This is a genomic window from Streptomyces sp. NPDC045022 (assembly GCF_056432605.1).
Window position 1 is genome coordinate 24,757 of sequence record NZ_JBWKIR010000036.1, and the last position, 19,835, is coordinate 44,591.

Genomic DNA, 19,835 nt, shown 5'->3' on the forward strand with positions numbered 1-19,835 from the left:
ATCGTCGTCACCGCGCACCTCCGAGGGGCAGTGTGGCCAGCATGCCGGGCAGCTGCTCACGGTCGAGGCGGGCGAGACCGGCACCGGCCTGCCGTGCCGCGCCCTCCAACGCCCGCCGCGCCGCCACCAGTTCGTCGTCGCCGCGTCCGGTCACCCGCAGGTGCCCGCAGAGCGAGACGTCCTGCCGCTCCCCACGCGCGAGAGTGAGGCTGAAGGTGGTGGCCAGGGCCGGTATCGCCGTGACCCGGGCGACGAACTGGGGCAGCGACTCCCCCCGGTCCCCGCCCAGTTGCGGCCACCGCCTGACCCAGTACGTCGTGTGCCGCCGGTTGTCACAGCGCCAGCTGCGCCCCGACTCCTCCGTCCGTCGCTCCCGCGCCTCGCTGCGCCCCGCCTCGGCGGTGACCAGCGGATTGGCGCAGGCCGAGGTGGCGAGCGCGGCGATCAGCTCCTCCTCGTCGAGCACCCGGGCCCGGAATCCGGCGCCGGTCAGCCGGCTCGCCAGATGGTCCGCGACCCGCGCGACGCACTTCTGCGCTCCGAGCAGCCCGCCCCCGCGCGCGGCCACGGCCTCCGCGCACAGCTCGGGATCGAGCTTGAGCGCGATCCAGGTGATGCGCACGGCCGGGGCCCCCGTCTGCTCCTGCAACGGCAGGTAGTTGGCGACGGCCACGGACTGCTGCGGCAGGTGCAGGGCGGGCGCGGGCTGTGTGTGCAGCACGATCTGGGCCGACTCCAGCCGGATCCCGTCCACCTCCAGGGCGTCCCGCACCAGCCCCAGCGGCAGCGGCTGCCGGGTCCGCTCGGCCCGCAGCGCGGTCGCGTCGGCCTCCACCTGGAGCACGGCGGTGACGAACGTGCCGTCCCCGACGATGCCGACCGGCCGTCGGTCGCGCGGGCCGTAGGAGTGGGTACGCAGGGCGGGCTCGCACTCCACCGCCGGGACCAGCCCGGGCTCCGTGCCCGGAGGTATCGGGGTGCTCGCGGCCCGCTTCTGGCGTGCCCGCAACTCCCGCGCGGTGGCGAGCCACTCCGGCAGGGTGCGGCCGCGCCGCCGCACGAAGGCCAGCAGTATCAGCGTCACGGCGACGACCGCGGCCGGCACCAGCGCCATCATCCCGACGGCCCAGCCGACGAGCAGCACGGCGGCCGCCAGCTCCACCAGCACGAGCCGTTGCAAACGGAACGAACCGGCCTGCCCCGGCCGGGGCCTGAGGCCGAACGTGACCGGCTGCTGCGCGGCGCCGCGCTGAGCGGACCCCCCGCGCGGGGCCGGCCCGGCCCCGGCCGCGCGACCTCGTGCCGCCGACCGGCCGCGCGCTCGCGTCCGCGTTCCGGAAGCCATCACTCCATCCCCCCGTTTTGCTCACAACTCGCTGGAACCAGGCCACTGAACAAGGCCCTTGAGGGCCCAGGTACCCTACCCGCTCCACGAGACCCGCTCCGTACCAGGCATAGTAGGGGCCGGGTCCGACAACGGAGGGCGGGGGAGCATGGTCCCCGAGCGCGCTCCGCGTGAGACACGGGGAGAAACGGGCACAGATGGCATCTCGGCGGGACCAACTCAACGCCTACACCTTCGCGAAGCGGCGCATGCTCGCGTCGTTCGTGCAGTCGTCACCGGATGCCTCGGACGAGGGGGCACCCCGGCCGCTGCGCGCCATCATGCCCGGCGCGATCGTCGGCGTGGTCGTCCTCGCGGCCTTCGGCGCCTGGGGCATGTTCAAACCGACGGCCCCACAAGGGTGGGACACTCCGGGACAGAAGGTGATCATCGCCAGCAAGTCCACCACCCGGTACGTGGTGCTGAAGACGGACCACAAGACCCAGCTCCACCCGGTCCTCAACATGGCGTCCGCCAAGCTGGTCCTCGACACCCAGAGCGACGTCGACGTCGTCACCGTCGACGAGTCGATCCTCGACAACGGCAAGATCCCGCACGGCGTCACCATCGGGATCCCCTACGCCCCCGACCGGTTGCCCTCCGGCAAGGAGGCAGGCGCGGCCAAGCAGTGGGCCGTCTGCGAACGTCCCAGCGGCTCCGGCAGCTCCATCCAGAAGGCCACGTTCGTCCTGGCCGACCGCGACCAGCCCAAGCTCAAGAGCACGAAGGACAAACTGCACAGCGGCGAACTCCTCTACGTCGCCACGCGGGACAAGAAGCAGTACGTCGTCGACGCGAGCGGCCGCGCCTACCAGGTGGACCCCACCGACACCCTCCTGCTCCAGACGCTCGTGGGCCAGAACCGCAAGCCCCAGCAGGTGACCAAGGAGTGGATCGAGACCCTGCACACGGGCGACCAGATCCGCTTTCCGTCCATCACCGGCGTCCCCGGCGCCGCGGCGAACGCCCCCGGCCAGCTGGCCGGCCAGGCCAACCGCGTCGGCATGGTCCTCAGGGCGCCGGTCAACGGCGACGAGCAGTACTACGTGGTGCTGCCCGGCCGGATCGCTCCCGTCTCCGACTTCGTGGCCCAACTGCTGCTGGCCAGCAAGGACCTCGTGAAGCTCGGCCAGGCCGGGCACCCCCAGGAGGTCAGCGCGGGCGCCATCGACCAGCCGGGCAAGCCGTTCGCCACCGAGTACACGTGGCCGACCGAGAAGCCCAGCGCGGTCAACGACCCGTCCACCGCCGACGGCAGCCGCAACACCGTCTGCAACGTCCTGCTCCACGTCGACCCCGACCACGGCGAGACGACCCTGAGCACCTGGGCGGGCACCGACTTCCCGGCCGTCCTGCCCACCGGCTCCTCCAGCGGCTACGTCACCGCGGGATCCGGCCAGCTCTACCGCCAGTTCCAGGGCAGTGCGACCACGGTGGGCCCGGTCTTCCTGGTCACCGACACCGGCCTGCGCTACGCCCTCCAGTCCAACGACGACAGCGCCACCGACGACAAGGGCATCGGTGTCTCCGCCAAGCAGCGCAAGCAACTGCAGCAGGAGGCCAAGCTGGCGCAGACCCGGCTCGGTTACGCCGATGTCACCGCGGCGCCCATCCCGGCGGCGTGGTCGAAGTTCCTGCCGACGGGCCCCCGCCTGTCGACCTCGGCGGCACGCCAGCCGCAGGGCTCGTGAGGGGGACGCCGATGCGCTCCGTGCTCCGGACCCGTACGACCCTGGCGGCGACCGCCGCCACCCTGCTGGCGGCCACCCTGCTGTCGGCGCCGCCGGCCGCGGCGGACTCCACCTCCGAACAGTGCACGTTCTCCAAGAAGAACCACAAGTACACCGGCACCCCCTGGGCCCTGCAACGCGTCAACCTGGACGAGTTGTGGAGCCAGTCCAAGGGCAAGAACGTGCGGGTGGCGGTGATCGACACGGGCGTCGACACGGCCAACCCGCAACTCACCAAGGCCGTCGACGCGTCCCTCGGCACGAACCTCCTGCCCTCCAAGGACAAGAAGGGCCAGCCGATCGAGCGCGGCAACAAGTCCGGTACGACCGACACGGTCGGCCACGGCACCCGGGTGGCAGGCATCATCGCCGCCCGCCCCATGAACGGAACGGGCTTCGTCGGCCTCGCCCCCGAGGCCACCATCATCCCGATCAAGCAGAACGACGCCGAAGGCCACGGCACGGCGGACACCCTCACCGACGCGGTCAAGCACGCGATCAGGGCCAAGGCCCAGGTCATCAACATCTCCCAGGACACGGCGAACGCCGTACCACCGGACGACAAGCTGCAGAACGCGATCGACGAGGCCTTGAACAACGGGATCGTCGTGGTCGCCTCGGCGGGCAACGGCGGTCTCGGCGGCAACGTCAAGAAGACGTACCCCGCCTCCTTCGCCGGAGTCCTCGCCGTAGCCGCCTCCGACCGCAACAACGAACGCGCGGCCTTCTCCCAGTCGGGCGACTTCGTCGGTGTCGCCGCCCCCGGAGTCGACATGATCTCGACCGTCCCCAAGGGCGGCCACTGCACCGACAACGGCACCAGCTTCTCCGCCCCGTACGTGGCGGGCGTGGCCGCGCTGATCAAGGCCAAGCACCCCAAGTGGACGGCCCGGGAGGTCGTGGCCCAGATCGAGCAGACGGCGGAACGCTCCATCGACGGCCACGACCGCCTGGTCGGCTGGGGCGTGGTGGACCCGGTCCGCGCGCTGACGGAGGACGATCACCCGATCGAGTCCCCCCACTCCGACGCGGGCCTCACCCATGCGGAGGCCCCCACCCCCGCCAAACTCACCCTCGGCGAAACCCCCCAGGAACGCACGGCCCGCATCGCCACGTACGTGGCCGTCGCCGTAGCGGTCCTGGTCGCGGGCCTCGGCGGAGGAGCGGTGGCCCTACGGGACGCACGGCGACGGCGGCGGGCTCTGGGGGGCCGGGGATGACCCCCTGGCCCCAGGCATAGGGCGCGTCGAGAAAACGACCTTCGGCTTCCCGCCCTCAGGACCCTGTCCGGCAGGGCTGAAGCGACTTCAGCGACGCGGTGTATCCCCGAATCAACTGCCGCATGGCCGACTCGCCCTGACGCCCGGGCTTCAGCGTTCTGATGTACGTGCTGACGGCCTCCTGCCGGTCCCCCTTGCGGGGACACGGAACAACCGAGACTGCCGCTCTGCCCACGTACGCGATGGAACCGCCGTCACCGGACTTCACGTGACCAATGCCGTGATCGTACGAGGCGATGATCCACGCGGAGCGGCCGGCCTTGATGCGCTCTCTCTCGACGGTGAGCACCACATCACCGTCGACCGTCACTTCGCATGTGGTGACGGACTGAGCCGAGGGAGTCGCTTCCTTGAGCTCCAGGCTCTTGCCCGTGGGGGGCAGGAGACGAGTGAGCGGGCCGGCCTGAACGGCGACACCACACAGATCCTTGGGAATCGCGAACTCCCTTTTCTGGCCGTCCGATGAGCACCCGGCTGAAGCAGCCAGGACAACCGTGGCCAGCAACGAGGCCAGAGTCCTCTGTCTCAATTTCCGTTACTCTCCGAGTTCCACTGAGCGCCGGCGGCATGGCTGATTCCTGCGGACCTTCTCCGCGTCCACCTTGACAGCGCACAGTGCGGAACCCTCACTCAAATCCCCGGTACGTTCGACCGCGAGACGCTTTCCCGATGCCGGTAGCAGCCGAGAGAGAGCCTCCGTCGGGGACAGACACGCCACACAGCGCCTCCGGAACGGTGAACTCCTGCTTCGGCTTTTCGGTGGAGCAGCCGACTGCTGTCAGTGCGGCAACGCGCGCGACACCCCACGGAAGGCCATACGATGAGTATCGCAATGCTTGCTACTCTCCGATTTCCATGGGCGCCGTCTGACTGCGTCTCGGCTTCGCATCGAGGATGCAAACCGCGATGGCTGTCGCAACTCGCCGAGCCGCGCTCATTGCATCACCTTGGACGGCGCGTCGCACTTCGCCTTCTGGTGTACGAAAAGCGCGGCGTTCCGGGCGAGGGAGATCAGCCCTTCTCGCAGTTGCTCCTCACCGGCGCTTCCGGGCTGTTTCAGCTGTACGACGACGCTGAGATGCTGGCCGGAGCCGCGAGCGACGCAGGGAACGTAGATGGCGGCAACCTTGTCCGAAGCGACCGCCTTGTCGCCGGCGCTGAACGGCTTCACCGAGGAGGCCGGCACGGACTCCTCGACCACGTCCTTCACCCATTCATCGGCATGGTCGTATTGCAGCATCTCAGCCGTGGCCGCGACGAGTTGCTTTCCGTCGCCTCAACGAAACAGGACGTCGCGTAGCTGTCGTCCATGTCGTCAGTACGCGCGTCGGTAATGGCGTCGTCGAACGAGTAGGAGGACTTGTCGGGCAGGATCCGCCTCAGCGCGGCAGCCGAGCTGGACGAGTTCCCCAGAGTCCTGCACACGTCACCGGTCTTGATCTCACCTTTTGCCTCTCCCTTGAACGGCGGAACCCCGAAGGCGTAGGCCAGCCCCGCGAGCAGAATCAATGCGAGCGCCGCGCCGCCGATGTGCGACAGTCTGAACCGGGTGATCAACGTGTGGGCCTCGCAGCCGGCTCAGCCGACCAGCGGAGTGCCGTTGGGCAGGTTGTCCGCGCCGTCGCAAGTCCACAGCTTCCGGGCTTCGAGTCGAAGAGTGTCCGCTGCGAGCGAGGCCATCTTCTGGATCGCCGCCCGGTCTGTCGTCTTCTGGTACGTGATGTCGACCTCCACCAACGCCTTCGTATCATCCTGCTTGGAAGAGCAGTTTAGAAAGAGGGAAGTGGTGTCTCCCTCGTGGAACCCCTTGGCCTCACCGAGGGTGATCCGAGTGGCGCCTGCGGCACTGGCGTCGCGAACCACATCCTTCATGGTGTAGTCCGACCCGTAATAGAGGCTTTGCTCGATCGCCACCGACTTACCTCCGCCGTACACTTTGCATGTCCCGGGCTCCTTTTTGGCATACCCGCTCTCCGGGTTGAAGACACCGGTATGCCATTCTGAGAACGGCTTGCCCTTCTCGGGCAAGAGTGCTTTTACGTCCGCCCCCGAAAGAGCGTCATCGCACACACGCGCCGGTACCGCGACGGCGGTCTCTTCGGACGGCCACATCTGCCAGACCACCACGCCGACCACAGCGAGGGCCCCCACGATGATCAGGACAACCCACAGCAGGGCTGGTCGGCTCGGCTTTCCAGTCGCATTCACGGGCTCTACTTCCCTGCTCTCTGCCGTCCCAGGCCGTAGGAGTCCGCGATCTCTCGCCTGGCGGCCGTAGCCTGGCTCTGCGCATTCGCATCGTCATAGCCGGCTTCCTTGGCGGCCGTGTACGTGGCATCGTAGATTGCTTGTGCCGAGCTGGCCTGCTGCTGCTCGAGGAACGCATCCCGATCTTTCAAGGCGTCGGGACTGGAATCCCTCGTAAAGTTCTCCACGACCGATTCCTGGATGTCCTCCACCACCCAGCCGGCCACCTCGCCGCCCACTGGAATCTTGCCGATGCCCATGCCGATGATGCGCCCGGCCCATTTGTCGGCCGTGGCGACGCCTTCGTTGAATTCAGCGTCCTCGGCGATCTTTTCGTCAACGACGGCCTGGGTGCGGGATTCCGCCATGATGCCGGCGATCTCGCCACCGGGGTTCACCCGGTTGGCGATCTCCGGAGCCAGCTCCTTGTATTTGTCGGCATTATGGAACGCATCATTGACGAGATCGGTGGTCACCGACTCCTGAGAAGTAATGATGGCCCCGTAGGCATCGGGGTCCTTCCCGACAGCGCCCAAGAAGTTCTTGAGCACACCGGGCGTGAGACCTTCCGGGTTGTCCTTCACGTCGAAGTCCCCGAGGTAAGCACTGGCCCCATGGGTTCCCACCACTGCGCCCCCGTCGCCCATGAAAGCCCCCTGCACGTCCCGCATGTAGTCGGCGGTGATGTTTCCAAGGCTGTCACGCAGCGGGGAGTCGTCCAGGTCCGTGGGGTCGGATCCGTAGCGCTCGACGAGTTTGTGGAAGATCTCCGCTGCCTCCCCGGAATGAGGCGGCGACACGGCGTCGCTTCCATAGGGCAGGCCGGTGGTCGCCGCCTCCAAGGCGTGACCGAGGGCGTCAGGGCCGTAGCCCATGATCGTCTTTGCCTTGTCCTCGTCGGCAAGAACGTTCGCGCTGTTCGTATCCGCCGTCCACTCGAAGTCCTTGTCGGTGAGTAGGTCGAGATACGAGTCGAAGCCCAGTTTGCCGTCCTTCTTGACCGTACCGTCCTCGTTGTATGGGGTCGGTGGCTGGCTGAAGAACTTCTCCGAGGCCTCGGGACTGTGTCCCAGCGCCTCCAGGACGCTGCTGAGCGGTTCGTTGCCGGTGCCGAGCTTGCCGGAGGGGTTGAAGCCGTAGGTGTCCGGGGTGCCTGTCGGTTTGTTCGACAGGAAGAAGTACGGATCCTTCTTGTGGAGCTGGGTGATGTGCTCCGCGATGGGGTTGAGGAACCGGGAGTCGTAGTTGCCGTTACGCAGCAGACCACCGAGCACCTGGTAGCCGTACGGCTTGTTCCACTGTCCCTTCTCCCAGCCGATCTGCTGGGTGCCGAGGCGCCGGAACTCTGCGCCCCAGTTGTCGGACAGGTGGTGCGCATGGTCCGGGTCTGTGGCGGTGGCGAGCGTGTACCCCATGACCTTCTGCAGGTCCTGTACCCCGTTGAGCCGGGTCTTGGTCGCGTCCGCGCCGGTGCCGTCGATCGACATCTCGGCGTAGAACTGCAGCGCCTTCTCAGGCCCACCGAGCCCCTGGTAGAACTCGGTGGCGAACTCCCCGTCCTTCTCAGCAGAGTTGAAACGCAGCAGTTCGTTGAGCTCGCGCAGTTCTGCGTCGGACATCTTGTGTCCCTTGCGCGCCAGCTCTACGGCACGCTCGACCTCGGCGTCGTTCAAGGACTCGTACTTGCTGTGGCCGGCGTTGTAGGGATCGTTCCCGTGGCTCTTGGCCAGCGCCCGGGCGACCGAGGCGTCGATCTCGGCGGCGTGGGCGACGATCCGGTTGATCCGGTCCTCCAACTCCTGCTTCTGGTCGAGTTGGTCCTGGGTGCGTTCGTCACTGTCACCGCGGATGTGAGGGAAGAAGCAGCGGACCTTACCGTCGCCGATGTCCTCGACACGGACACCCTGTTTCGGGGCGTCGTCCTGGACGGCCGCCTTGATCTGCTGCTGCAGTGAGGCGAGTTCGGTGTGCCCGTCCTCGAGGACCTGGTAGATGCTGTTCGCCTCGGTGTGGAGGTCCGAGACCTCCTTGGCCGTCTTGGTGACGAACTCCCGCGTCACCGTCGCATTGACGCCGGCCCACCGGGCGGAGTCCGACTTGGCCTGCATCCCCGTGCGGGCGTCCTCCGCAGACTTCTTCAAGCCCGTCTACGGTCTTCTTCCAGTCCGACACTGCGGTGGCGAGCTTGGCGAGGTCGACCTCGATGAGGTCGGTGAACGTAAGAGCCATCGGAGGTTCTCCTACTTGAAGTACTCGTTGAGCCGCGACACCGACACTGCTGAGCCGTCACGGCCGCGGAGCACGGCACCGATCGTGGCGTCGTCCTGTGAGTGGAGCTTCTGGGTGTGGTCCAGGTGGTCGGAGATGTGGGCACACGCTTGCAGCACGGACTTCACTTGGGAGGTCCACATCTCGACGGTGGTCTCCAGGGCGCCGCCGGTCTGGAACCCGTGTGACTTCAGCGTGGCAGCGGCCTGCATGGTGGAGCCGGTACTGCCGCTGCCGGCCCCGGCGGCCGCGACGTTGGCCTGGCTCTTCCCGTCGTCGTAAAGGATGTTGGCCTCGTGTCCGACAGCGCCCAGGTCGTCCTGGTGGACCACGAGGTCTCCGGAGCCTCCGCTCCCGCCGTCGACTGGAACCTGGTTGAGCCGCATGTGGGTCGGTTGCTGCCCGGCTGCTTGAGCCTTGAGTTGCTCCCACTCGTCCCATGCCATGGAAGGGCTCCTCCCCCGTGGATACACCGGTGCAGCGCCAAGCTAGCAACCCGTGCTGAGGAAAATCCGTGCCATGTCCGCAGTGTGTGACGTGCCGAGCGTGGAAATCCGGGGGAGGTGCGTCCGGCCCGAACTGTTCGGCAACGTCGGTCTCGCCCTTCCCGGGTAAGGTTTTGTAGTTGCAAAGTTTTCCCCTGGAGAGTCTCTGGCGCCCTGCCCTCCGCGCGCATGTGAAGCTTCTGCGCAGGTGCCGGGGTCCTTCTGTCCTTATTGACCGCCTTACCGGTCTCCGGTGGTCGTGAGTCGGTCGCTTCGGGACACCATCGCAACTGAACCGTCGCAGAGTTCAGTTGGCCTCGATTTACACAGTGACTACAGTGGTCTGCGATAGATCGGGCGTGCGGCTCTGTGCCGCTCGGTCTGTCCAGCTGTACCAACGGGGAAACGGGGAAGGGGTCGCGGTGGCCAACGGTGGCGGCTCGGGCATGAGGCGTGGCGTCGATGCGCTGCAGGAGTTCAAGGGCAAACTGGACGACGCTCTGTCCGACTTCGAGGGCGGGCACGGCGGCCCGTCGAAGATCGCGCAGCAGTCGCTCAGCCGGTCGTCCTTCGGTGGCACGAACGCTCCGTTCGACGAGGCCGGTGACCTGCACACGGCGTACGAGACCGTCCACGCGCGCCTCACTCACCTTTCGAAGACTCTGGGACTGCACATCGAGGCTCTGAAGCTCGCCTCGCATGCGGCGGATGCCACCTACGACGGGACCGAGGACGAGGTTCGGCGCCGGTTCTGGCAGATTCGGATGCAGCTCGACGCGCAGTACCAGGAGGAAGTGAAGAAGGCCGGTGCCGCTGACAAGCACGGGTCCGAACACGGCGGCAAGACCGTGACACCGGACCCGAAGCACGGCGGCAACGGCAAGTCGATGGGGACGGGGCTCTCGTGAGCGACGACTGGAAGCAGAAACCCGAGTACAAGTCCAATGTGCAGGCCGTCGACAAAGAGGTCGGCCAGCAGGTCGCGCCCATCACGACAGCACAGAACGTACTGGCACACATGCCGTTCTTCGGCAATGGCGTCCGGGTCAACCTCGTCGGATCGACGAACTTCGAGGACCACGACCTCAACGACATGATCGACCTGGTCGAGCATGCCAATCCCGAGCATCTCGAACTGACCAGCAAGTCCCTGTTCGACGCCGGCAAGGCCATCCGCAAGGCGGCGACGGACCTGGAGCAGCACCTCAAGGTCGACTGGGAGGGCACGGGTGCCGATGCCTTCCATGACTGGACACAGTCGCTCATCGACTACACCCATGGCCTGGCGGGCTACGCCGATGAAGCCGGCACGCACATTTCCGTAGCGGCCACCGGCCTCGCCTCCGCACGCGTCTCCATGCCGCCCAGGGACAACCGGCCGGCACACGAGCGGAAGCTGCCCACCGAGCTGCCCAAGGCCAAGCAGGTCGACGGCAACCCGGACTACGCGGCCGCGGTGAAGGCAGAGAAGAACCGGCAAGAGGCCATCAACCAGATGAACCGGTTGGCCTCGTACTACAAGGTCGCGGCGACGGACCTGAGTACGCAGAAGGAGCCGACGCCGCTCAAGCCCATCACGGACGTCGGAGTACCGAAGGCCCGCTCCGGCTCTGACGACCAAAGGAGCCAGTACGGTTCTGGGGCGTCGTCGGCACCCACTGCTGCGGCTCGAGACGATCTTGGGATGGGTCACGCCAGTACGGTTACGTCGAACGGGTCAGGGGGCAACGGGCACGTTCCGCCTACAAGCGGACACGTTTCACCCCCGCAGGAAGTTCACCAGCCCAGCGCGCCTTCCGGCCACGATGTCGGTACGGAAATCAACACCACGACCACTTTGCCTCCCCAGGCGCCCACCACACCGCCCAGCGCCCCAGTGCCCACTTCGCCGACCACCAGTGGTGGGGGTGGGCCGATGCCTCCGCTCCCCACGGGGCCGATGGCGCCTCCTGTCGCGCCGACCTCGGGTCGCACTCCCGGCTACGGGCCGACGGGTCGGCCCCCCGTGACCGCACAGGGGCGCACCGGGGGCGGTCGAGTGTCTCAGGGGCCCGGGGGTCAGACGGGGCGTACCGTCTCGAGCGGTCGCGTTCCGCAGAGCCCGATGGGTCAGGCAGGGCGTTCCGTGCCCGGTGGTCGAGCGCCGCAAGGCCCGACGGGACAGGCCGCTCGTGCTGTGGGACGCGCGACCCCGGCGGGTCAGCCGGGCGCGCGGGGGCCTGTTCAGGCCGGACGTTCGCCCATGGGGCGCGCCGTCACCGGCGGAACGCCTAGGCCCACCAACACGCCTGGCGGACGTGCCGGAACGACTGGTCCCACCGCTCCGGCGCGCAACGGTGTCGTGGGCGGTAAGCCCGTCACGGGCCGTACGTCCGGAGTGACCACCAACCCCCGTGTCCCGCGCGGTATGGTCGTCGGCGCCGAGGAACCGGCCTCCTCCAGGCCGCAGAAGGGCGCCATCGGTCAGCGAGGCGTCGTCGGCGCTCCTACGGCGAAGGCCGAACCCGGCGCGGGCCAGGCGGCGCTGCGCTCGGCGAGCAATCCCGAGGGTGTCATCGGTGCGCCCCATAACTCCGCGAAGGGCCCTGAGTCCAGCGGCGTGGGGCTCGGTCGCGGTGCGGTGGGCGGCCGTCAGGCCCCTGGTGCTGAGGCCGGCCGTACCGGTGGGACTGCCGAGAAGGAACAGCGCCACCCGTCGCAGAAGCGGCGCGATGTGCCACAGAAGAGCGACTGAACACTAGCGAGGACGTAGACAGGCATGAAGCCAGGGATCGGCCGGCACGGCACGAGGGTGGCCCTCCTGAGGAGGCGCAATGCACGGCGCCTGTCTGCCGTGTGTTCGGCACTCGGTGCTCTCGTCATCACGTCGGCGACGCTTGCACCGGAAGCCGCTGCGGTCGACGTTCAGTCCAAGGAGTGGTACCTGGACGCGATGGGCGTTGATGACATCTGGAAGATCAGCACGGGCAAGGGGGTGAAAGTCGCCGTCATCGACAGCGGGGTCAATCCGGCAACCTCCTCCCTCAAAGGCCAAGTGCTGGTCGGTGATGTCCCCAAGTCCGTGGCGTACCACGTCACCCATGACAATGACGGGCACGGCACCTCTATGGCTGAGATCATCGCGGGGACGGGAGCTGGCGGTGGCATCAAGGGGCTTGCCCCCGGTGCCAAGATTATTCCCTTCCGTGTTGATCTGGGGGACTTGCAGGGCGCTGAGATCAGTAAGACGCCTGACGAGGCTGAGGCGGTACGGGCAGCCGCCGACAGCGATGCAAAGATCATCAACATGTCCTATGGTGGACCGGCTCCCGATGACGACGTCAAGTCCGCTATGAAGTACGCGGCGTCCAAAGGCAAGCTGATGTTCGTCTCCATCGGTAACGAGGGAAACAAGGGGAACACGCCGGATTACCCGGCCATTTACCCTTACGCGATCGGTGTGGCCGCGATTGACAAGTCCGGCACGGTGGGCAAGTTCTCCACATACGGGAACTATGTGGATCTGGCAGCTCCGGGGTTGAGCGTCCCTTCGTGGTGTGACGGCAAGTTCACCGAGTACTGCGACAGCCAGGGCACCAGCCCCGCCGCAGCTATTGCCTCCGCCTCCGCCGCCCTCGTCTGGTCCGTACACCCGGACTGGACGGGCAACCAGGTCCTGCGGACGCTCATCAACACGGCCGGCCGCTCGTGGCCGAAGAGCGAGCCCAGCAAGTACCTCGGTTACGGCGGCGTCCGCCCCCGGCGCGTGCTCATCAACAAGGACATCGACCCGGGCCCGGCCGACGTCGACCCCCTCGCCAAGGAGAACGGCGGCGTGTCGACGACTCCGAGCCCCTCGGCCAAGTCCCCGTCCGGCAAGCCGACGAAGGAGGCCGGCTCCGCCAGCGGCCCCACTTCCGCCGCCGCCAAGGACACCGACTCCGGCGGCAGCACCCAGACCTGGGTGATCATCGGCGCCGCAGCAGCCGTACTCATCATCGGAGGCGCCGGTTTCGCCGTGCTGCGCGCACGTCGTAACGCCTGAGCGGTCTCCCGCATACCTGCTCCCTCGCCGAGCGAGCAGAGGTCCGCTTGCCATCAGTGCTGATGCCTGACTCATGACTCAGCACAGGGCAAGGTCAGTTCACAAAGAAAGGCATCGCAATGGCGACAGGGCGTCAGAAGGTAAGTGACAAGGACATTGTCGTCCTCGAAAAGGAGCTTCTGCACCGTTTCGAGGGCATCAAGGGTCAGCTGAAGGAACTCCAGGCCCTCATCGACAGCCTCGAGGGCAACTGGAAGGGCATCGGCGCCGGTGCCTTCAACACCAAGCAGACCGAGATCAACGAGCGCATGGTCAAGATCGGCAACATCCTCGCCAAGTTCATCGAGGCCATGAGCACCACCCGGAAGATCAAGGACGGCACGGAAGACGAGGTCCGTTCGCAGGTGGCGAGCATCGACGTCGACCTCGGTGGCGCCCACTCGGCGCTGTCCAGCTACTGATCCCCACCAGGCCACCACTTCTCAGCAACGGAGTAATCATGGGCGTGAACAACAGCGGCGAGCTCGAGGTCTCCTACGGCAGCCTCGACGAGACCGCCACCCAGCTGGCCAACCACGCGCGGCGGCTCGAAGAGGGCCTCGAGGCCATCAAGCAGAAGGTCGCCGGCGTCGCCAGCATGTGGGAGGGCGAGGCCCACAACGCGTACACCGAGCAGCAGGCCGCCTGGGACCGCGAGGCCAAGGGCATCCACGAGGCCCTGGTCCAGATCGGCAAGGTCGTGCACGCGGCCGGCGGTGACTACCAGGGCGGCGACCGGAAGGCCGCCAGCTACTTCATGTAAGTCGGCTTCACAAGCCGGCCGGACCGACCGGCACAGCACGGCAGCGGGGTGGGCACGCACGGGAGGTGCCCACCCTCTGTCGTGCCGGACGGCCACTGTCGTGCCGGACGGCCACTGTCGTGCCGGACGGGACGCTCTCGTGCACGGCCACTGTCGTGCCGGACGGGACGCTGTCGTGCACGGCCACTGTCGTGCCGGACGGCCACTGCCTTGCCGGACGGGCGCCGCCGTGCCGAACTGCCACAGCGGAGCCCCGGACGGACACCGCCGTGCCGACGGCCACAGCGGAGCGAACAAGACGCGGGACAGGGAATGCATGCCACAGAGGGCGCCACGGGCGTGGCCGCCGGCGGGCCGGGACCGGGCAGAGCCGTCGCGCCGAGGCGGAGAGTGGGCCCGTACACCCTGATCACCGCACTGGACGATCCCCGTACCAAGGTGCCCGTTCCCGAGCGCCGGTACATCGCCCGCAGCGCCGACGGTCAGCACACCGTCCTGCTCTCCCTACCGCTCTCCGGCGGTGATCCTCAGCGCTTCCTCGCGGAAGCCGAAGGCTCCCGCTACCTCCTCGGCCCCTGCGCCGCGCCCGCCACGGCCCTCGCCGCCCCCGGCGAGGCCGCGTGGTGCGCCCGCCCCTATCTGCCCGTCCTCCCGTTGCCGACGGCCCTCGCCGTACACGGCGGGACGCTGCCCGAGCGGACGGTGCGCGCGCTCGGCGTGGCCCTCGCCGAGACCCTGGCCATCCTGCACGGCCAGGGCCTGGCCTTCGCGGGTGTGTCTCCCGCGGCCGTCCTGCTCGCCGCCGACGGCCCCCGGCTCTCCTGCTTCGGCGCCGTCCGCGCCGCCGCCCCGGACGGTACGCCCCGCTCCGGGCTGCCCGGCCTCGAAGCGGGCAGCCTGCCGCCGGAACAGGCATCCGGTGGACGCCCGCGCCCCTTGGGCGACGTGTACGCCCTCGGAGCGACGCTCGCGTACGCCGCCACGGGTCATACGACTCCGGAGCGGGACGAACTCCCGGCCGCCTTCCGTAACGTCATCGGCAGGTGCCTCACCCGCGATCCCGGCGCTCGTCCCCAACTGACCGAGTTGATCGAGTCGTTGGCCGACGAGACCGTGGCGGGCCCCACCACCCTCCTCACCCCCGGCTGGCTCCCCGGCCGTGTGATCGCCGCTCTCGCGCACCAGTCGGCGGCCGTCCTCACGGCGGAGATCGCCGTCGAGGCCGTATCCACCTCCTATCCGAACTGACGACGGCATGCCTTCCCCTCTCACCCACGACGACCCTCACGCGATCGGCCCCTACCGGCCCGTCGCCCGCCTCGGCAGCGGCGGTATGGGCACCGTCTACCTGGCCCGCACCGCGGGCGGCCGTACCGTCGCGCTGAAGACGATGCACGCCCGCATCGCCTCCGACCCCGCCTCCCGCACCCGGTTCCGGCTGGAGACCGACGCGGCACGGGTCGTGGGGGAGCGGTTCGGCGCGGGGGTCGTGGACGCGGACGCCCGGGCCGAGACGCCCTGGCTGGCCACCGAGTACGTGCTCGGGCCGCCGCTGGACGACGCCGTCGAGCTGTGCGGTCCGCTGCCCGAGCGGACCGCACGGGCGCTCGGAGCCGCGCTGTGCGGGGCACTGGGACAGCTGCACGCGTCCGACGTCGTCCATCGTGACCTGAAGCCGTCGAACGTCCTCGTCACCGCCTACGGCCCGAAGGTCATCGACTTCGGCATCGCCCGCGCGGCCGGGGACGAGCACCTCACACGGGTCGGGGTCGCGGTCGGCACCCCCGCCTTCATGTCGCCCGAGCAGGCGAGCGGGCAGGAGCACTCGGCGGCGGGTGACGTGTTCGCACTCGCCGGGCTGCTCGTCTTCGCCGCCACGGGGCGCCCGCCCTTCGGCCATGGCCAGGCGGCCGACCTGCTGTACCGGGTGCAGTACACCGAACCCGACCTGACCGGCGTGCCCGAGAGCCTGGTGCCCGTCCTCGCGCAGTGCCTGGACAAGAACCCCTTCCGCCGGCCGACGACAGGCCGGCTCGCCGACCAACTGCACGACGGCGCGGGGGAGTTCGCCGATCACCTGCCGGACGCCCTGCTGGCCGACATCGGGCGGCGGGCGGCCGAGGTCTGGCAGTTCACTCCGCAGCGGCTGCCGGCTCCGGTCGACGCGCCGGAGACGGTACCGGCGGCGGCAACCGCCCGGTGGCCCCGTCGGCGGTTGCTGCTCACGGGGGCGGGCGCGGCAACGGGGCTGACGGCGGCCGGTGCCGGGGCGTGGGCCCTGACCCGGGGAGCCGGAGGGGCGAAGCCGGAGCCCACCCCCGGACCGAGCAACAGCCTGCTGCCCAAGAAGCAGCTGGATTCCATCTGGCAGATCCAGCTCCGCCAGGACGACCTCTTCGCGGAGGTCATGCCCCAGGGGCAGCTCCACGTAGTGGACAACATGGTGGTGACCGTGGCGACCGACTTGACCGGGGTGGTGGCGCAGACGGGGCGCCGGCAGTGGTCCTTGAGTCTGATGGACAGCGACTGGGAGGTCGCGAGCGACGGTAAGCGTCTGCTCGGTCTGGGCCCATCGGACGACCGCGCGAGCGGCAAGGCCGGCGGGGATCCGTTGCTCCTCACCTCGATCGACCTTCTCACCGGCGAGCCGGCCGATCCCAGGGTGTCCCTGAACGAGTTCAACGGGGAGCTGGTGGCGGACCAACTGGTGTGCACGGCGAACGGCGTCGCCTATGTGGCGGCAGGCCGCGGAAAGTACGTCGACACCACCTTCTCGGCCGCCCAGACCTGGTATCTGTTCGCCTTCGACATCGTCGCGGGCAAGCTGCTGTGGACGAGACCGCTACCGGCCCGGCGGCCGGGTTCCGTCCGGCTCTACTTTCTGTCCGGCTCCGTCGTGGGGCGTCACCTCGTGGCTCTTCAGGAAGCCAACGACGGCACCGTGCACGCTGTCGTGCGCGACACCGGGAAGGGCACCGTCCGCTGGGACCGTCCGCTCGACGGGATCAGGGCGAGCCGTGTGCAGCAGCCTCTGACAGCCGATGATCACCGTCTTTATGTGGGTGCCGGCAGGCTCCGCGCCCTGCGGCTCAGTGACGGAGCAGTGGCCTGGGACACCGGGTCCACCAGGCCAGGGCGCACCTATGGGCTGCCTGCGCTGAAGGACGGGACGCTGTACGCGGTCGAGAAGGGGCTCGGGCTGGTCGCGTTCGACCCGGCAAGCGGCCGGGTGAAGTGGGAGGAGAAGGGCGGGCAGGGGGCGAAAGCCGATCTGAACGCCGCCCCCGTCATCGGCGCCGAGTACGCATACAGCAGACGCGAGTCCAGGCTGTGGGCCGTAGACCTCTCGTCCCGCAGCCCGGCGCATTCATTCAGGACCACCGGCAACCGCTTCATCGCCCATGAGAACGCCAAGGCGGTCATCGCGCAGGGCGGCGGCTTCCTGGCGGCCTTCCCGCTGCAGTGAGCCGTCCGGTGAGAAGAGAGAGCGATCAGCGATGAGACCCCTGGAGACCGGTGACCCGATCCGTCTCGGTCCGTACCGGCTGCTCGGCGTGCTGGGTGAGGGCGGCATGGGCAAGGTGTACGTCGGCCAGGACCACGCCGGCACCGTCGCCGCCGTGAAGGTGCTCCGCCCGGAACTCGCCCACGACGCCGGCCTCGCCCAGCGGTTCGTACGCGAGGCGCTGGCGGCGCAGGCCGTCCGCAGCCCCGGTGTGGCGGCGGTGCTGGGCGCCCGGACCGAGGGCGGACGGCCGTGGATCGCCACCGAGTTCCTCGCCGGACCCACCCTCGACCAGATCGTGGACTGGCACGGGCCGCTCGACGCCCCGAAGCTGCGTGCCCTGGGCGCGTCGGTCGCGCGCACCCTGCGCGACATCCATGCCGCCGGCTTTGTGCACCGTGACCTCAAGCCACCGAACATCGTGCTCACCGCGGCCGGTCCGAGGATCATCGACTTCGGCATCGCGCGCCCCGAACACGGCCTCACCCTCACCACCACCGGCCAGATCCCGGTCACTCCGGGGTACGGCGCCCCGGAGCAGGTCCTCGGCCGGCGAGTGACCCCCGCGGCCGACGTCTTCTCGCTCGGCGCCGTCCTCGTCTACGCGGCCACCGGCCACCGCGCGTTCTCGGGCGCGCATGTCGCGGCGGTCCAGTACGAGGTCGTGCACGGCGAGCCCGACTGGCACGGCATCACCCCCGAGCAACACGCGTTGATCGCGCCCTGCCTGGCCAAGGACCCGGCGGTCCGGCCCACTCCGGAACAGATCGCCACCGTCTTCGCCGGGCCGAGGAAAGCGGACGCGGTATGGCAGCGCGGGCCCGTGGCGGACGCGGTCAGGGAGCGTGAGCGTGAGGTACGGAATCTCACCGCCCCGATGCTGCCCACGGCGGAGACGGGGACGGGACCGAGCAGGCGGCTCCTGCTCACCGGTATCGCGGCCGGTGGAGCCGTACTCGCGGCCGCCGGTACCGGGACAGGCTGGTGGCTGCTTCGCGGCAGCGGGAGCGACCGGCACCGCAGCGACCTGTTCAGCTACCCGCCCGCCGTGAAGACACCGACGGCACGCCTGCTCTCTGCCGACGAGGGCGACTACATCATCGGGGGCTCACCCAAACCCCTGTGGCAAGCGGCCGCCGTGTCGAGCCGCATGTCGCCGGCGCCGTTGCCGATACGGGACGTCGTCATCGTGGGCAGCCCCATCACCGGTGTGGTGGCTCTCGACGTCGTGGACGGCAAGCGCCGCTGGAACGCTTCGGCGATGCAGATGACGTGCCGCTACCTCTCGCTCTCCGACCGGCTGCTCGTAGCCGCCGACGACCACGGCACACTGCACACCTTCGTCCCGTCGACCGGAGAGCCCAAGTGGACCGCGAAGGCCGACGCCAAGATGCTGCTGACCGCGGACGCGGATGCGGTCTACCTGCTGACGAAGGGCCAGAGACTGCGGGCTGTGGGCCGCTCCGACGCCGGAATCCGCTGGACCGCCCCGCTACCGGAGGATTTCCGGAACAAGGTCCTGCCCAGGTCCGCCGCGCACCGAGGAAGGCTGGTCGTCACCACGACCACAGGGCATGCCATGGCCGTGAACACGCGGACCGGACGCACTGAGTGGACTGCCCGCGACCTGGCGAAGGAGCGGTACCTCTTCCCGGCGGTCCGGGACGGCGTCGTCTATCTCAACGGCAAGGCGCTTTCCGGGCGCAGGATCTCGGACGGCAAGCAGCTGTGGTCACAGACGATGAAGCACTACTACGACAGCGAGAACTACGAGTGGTCCCGCCCCAGCGTCCACGACGACCTGCTCTATGCCTGCGCCAGCGACGATTACGGCCACCCGTACGGCTTCGACGTCCGCGACGGAAAGCGGCAGTGGGACGGTGGGGTGGCACTGAGCAGCAATGACCAGCCCGTTCTCGTGCAGGGCAACGGCGTGTGGCTGCTGGACGACTCCACTGTGAGGACCATGAGCAAGGACGCGGCGCGTGAAGTCTGGTCCTATGAACTCGAGGGCGGCAACGATGAGGTGGCCTTCGCAGCCGACGGCAATCGCGTCTTCGCGGCGAGCGCCGGTTCCCTCTGCGCGCTCCCGGTGTTCTGAGCGGTGCTC

The 19,835-nt window shown here is 68.6% G+C and carries 17 protein-coding genes; 10 read left to right on the forward strand and 7 right to left on the reverse strand.

The window, feature by feature from the left end; genetic code table 11:
- Positions 1-7: 7 nt before the first annotated feature.
- Positions 8-1,345: a type VII secretion protein EccE gene (eccE, locus tag AC07C1_RS36515; protein ID WP_478946246.1), complete on the reverse strand. Its 1,338-nt coding sequence runs from the start codon at positions 1,343-1,345 to the stop codon at positions 8-10.
- A gap of 197 nt (positions 1,346-1,542) precedes the next feature.
- Between eccE and eccB the strand changes: the two genes are divergently transcribed.
- Positions 1,543-3,075, forward strand: coding sequence for a type VII secretion protein EccB (gene eccB / locus AC07C1_RS36520; protein WP_478946248.1), 1,533 nt, complete (start codon positions 1,543-1,545; stop codon positions 3,073-3,075).
- A gap of 11 nt (positions 3,076-3,086) precedes the next feature.
- On the forward strand, positions 3,087-4,334 hold the full coding sequence (gene mycP / locus AC07C1_RS36525; RefSeq protein WP_478946251.1) for a type VII secretion-associated serine protease mycosin: 1,248 nt from the start codon (positions 3,087-3,089) through the stop codon (positions 4,332-4,334).
- A 55-nt stretch (positions 4,335-4,389) separates the two neighbouring features.
- Here the strand turns inward: mycP and AC07C1_RS36530 are convergent, their stop codons facing one another.
- The 6 genes from AC07C1_RS36530 to AC07C1_RS36555 form a co-directional block, all read right to left on the reverse strand.
- Positions 4,390-4,899 carry a hypothetical protein gene (locus tag AC07C1_RS36530; RefSeq protein ID WP_478946253.1) on the reverse strand — a complete coding sequence of 170 codons (510 nt, stop codon included), beginning with the start codon at positions 4,897-4,899 and terminating at the stop codon, positions 4,390-4,392.
- Between the two features lie 429 nt (positions 4,900-5,328).
- Positions 5,329-5,604, reverse strand: coding sequence for a hypothetical protein (locus AC07C1_RS36535; protein ID WP_478946255.1), 276 nt, complete (start codon positions 5,602-5,604; stop codon positions 5,329-5,331).
- Complete coding sequence (locus AC07C1_RS36540; RefSeq protein WP_478946257.1) at positions 5,601-5,951, reverse strand: hypothetical protein; 351 nt, start codon at positions 5,949-5,951, stop codon at positions 5,601-5,603. The genes AC07C1_RS36535 and AC07C1_RS36540 overlap by 4 nt, the downstream gene beginning before the upstream one ends.
- Positions 5,952-5,972: 21 nt before the next feature.
- On the reverse strand, positions 5,973-6,602 hold the full coding sequence (locus AC07C1_RS36545; RefSeq protein WP_478946259.1) for a hypothetical protein: 630 nt from the start codon (positions 6,600-6,602) through the stop codon (positions 5,973-5,975).
- A gap of 5 nt (positions 6,603-6,607) precedes the next feature.
- Positions 6,608-8,749: a hypothetical protein gene (locus AC07C1_RS36550; protein WP_478946261.1), complete on the reverse strand. Its 2,142-nt coding sequence runs from the start codon at positions 8,747-8,749 to the stop codon at positions 6,608-6,610.
- 132 nt (positions 8,750-8,881) lie between these two features.
- A complete protein-coding gene (locus AC07C1_RS36555) occupies positions 8,882-9,355 on the reverse strand; it encodes a hypothetical protein (protein ID WP_478946263.1) in 474 nt (157 codons plus the stop codon).
- Positions 9,356-9,840: 485 nt separating this feature from the next.
- On the opposite strand from AC07C1_RS36555, the gene AC07C1_RS36560 reads away from it, so the two are divergent.
- From AC07C1_RS36560 to AC07C1_RS36595, 8 genes are all read left to right on the forward strand, one after another.
- Positions 9,841-10,302 (forward strand): hypothetical protein, encoded by a 462-nt coding sequence (locus AC07C1_RS36560; protein WP_478946265.1) that lies wholly within the window; start codon positions 9,841-9,843, stop codon positions 10,300-10,302.
- Positions 10,299-12,128: a hypothetical protein gene (locus tag AC07C1_RS36565; RefSeq protein ID WP_478946267.1), complete on the forward strand. Its 1,830-nt coding sequence runs from the start codon at positions 10,299-10,301 to the stop codon at positions 12,126-12,128. The genes AC07C1_RS36560 and AC07C1_RS36565 overlap by 4 nt, the downstream gene beginning before the upstream one ends.
- Positions 12,129-12,152: 24 nt before the next feature.
- A complete protein-coding gene (locus tag AC07C1_RS36570; RefSeq protein WP_478946269.1) occupies positions 12,153-13,418 on the forward strand; it encodes a S8 family serine peptidase in 1,266 nt (421 codons plus the stop codon).
- 119 nt (positions 13,419-13,537) lie between these two features.
- On the forward strand, positions 13,538-13,879 hold the full coding sequence (locus AC07C1_RS36575) for a WXG100 family type VII secretion target (RefSeq protein ID WP_478946271.1): 342 nt from the start codon (positions 13,538-13,540) through the stop codon (positions 13,877-13,879).
- 38 nt (positions 13,880-13,917) lie between these two features.
- Positions 13,918-14,220, forward strand: coding sequence for a WXG100 family type VII secretion target (locus AC07C1_RS36580; RefSeq protein ID WP_344346442.1), 303 nt, complete (start codon positions 13,918-13,920; stop codon positions 14,218-14,220).
- 312 nt (positions 14,221-14,532) lie between these two features.
- Complete coding sequence (locus tag AC07C1_RS36585) at positions 14,533-15,468, forward strand: protein kinase family protein (protein ID WP_478946273.1); 936 nt, start codon at positions 14,533-14,535, stop codon at positions 15,466-15,468.
- A gap of 7 nt (positions 15,469-15,475) precedes the next feature.
- Complete coding sequence (locus AC07C1_RS36590) at positions 15,476-17,686, forward strand: protein kinase domain-containing protein (protein WP_478946275.1); 2,211 nt, start codon at positions 15,476-15,478, stop codon at positions 17,684-17,686.
- 31 nt (positions 17,687-17,717) lie between these two features.
- Complete coding sequence (locus tag AC07C1_RS36595) at positions 17,718-19,826, forward strand: protein kinase domain-containing protein (RefSeq protein WP_478946277.1); 2,109 nt, start codon at positions 17,718-17,720, stop codon at positions 19,824-19,826.
- Positions 19,827-19,835 lie beyond the last annotated feature (9 nt).

Bases quoted from the DNA above. Each gene is read 5' to 3' on its own strand.
- eccE (WP_478946246.1), bottom strand. From the start codon at position 1,345: ATGGCTTCCGGAACGCGGACGCGAGCGCGCGGCCGGTCGGCGGCACGA.
- eccB (WP_478946248.1), top strand. From the start codon at position 1,543: ATGGCATCTCGGCGGGACCAACTCAACGCCTACACCTTCGCGAAGCGG.
- mycP (WP_478946251.1), top strand. From the start codon at position 3,087: ATGCGCTCCGTGCTCCGGACCCGTACGACCCTGGCGGCGACCGCCGCC.
- AC07C1_RS36550 (WP_478946261.1), bottom strand. From the start codon at position 8,749: ATGCAGGCCAAGTCGGACTCCGCCCGGTGGGCCGGCGTCAATGCGACG.
- AC07C1_RS36555 (WP_478946263.1), bottom strand. From the start codon at position 9,355: ATGGCATGGGACGAGTGGGAGCAACTCAAGGCTCAAGCAGCCGGGCAG.
- AC07C1_RS36560 (WP_478946265.1), top strand. From the start codon at position 9,841: ATGAGGCGTGGCGTCGATGCGCTGCAGGAGTTCAAGGGCAAACTGGAC.
- AC07C1_RS36570 (WP_478946269.1), top strand. From the start codon at position 12,153: ATGAAGCCAGGGATCGGCCGGCACGGCACGAGGGTGGCCCTCCTGAGG.
- AC07C1_RS36575 (WP_478946271.1), top strand. From the start codon at position 13,538: ATGGCGACAGGGCGTCAGAAGGTAAGTGACAAGGACATTGTCGTCCTC.
- AC07C1_RS36580 (WP_344346442.1), top strand. From the start codon at position 13,918: ATGGGCGTGAACAACAGCGGCGAGCTCGAGGTCTCCTACGGCAGCCTC.
- AC07C1_RS36585 (WP_478946273.1), top strand. From the start codon at position 14,533: ATGCATGCCACAGAGGGCGCCACGGGCGTGGCCGCCGGCGGGCCGGGA.
- AC07C1_RS36590 (WP_478946275.1), top strand. From the start codon at position 15,476: ATGCCTTCCCCTCTCACCCACGACGACCCTCACGCGATCGGCCCCTAC.
- AC07C1_RS36595 (WP_478946277.1), top strand. From the start codon at position 17,718: ATGAGACCCCTGGAGACCGGTGACCCGATCCGTCTCGGTCCGTACCGG.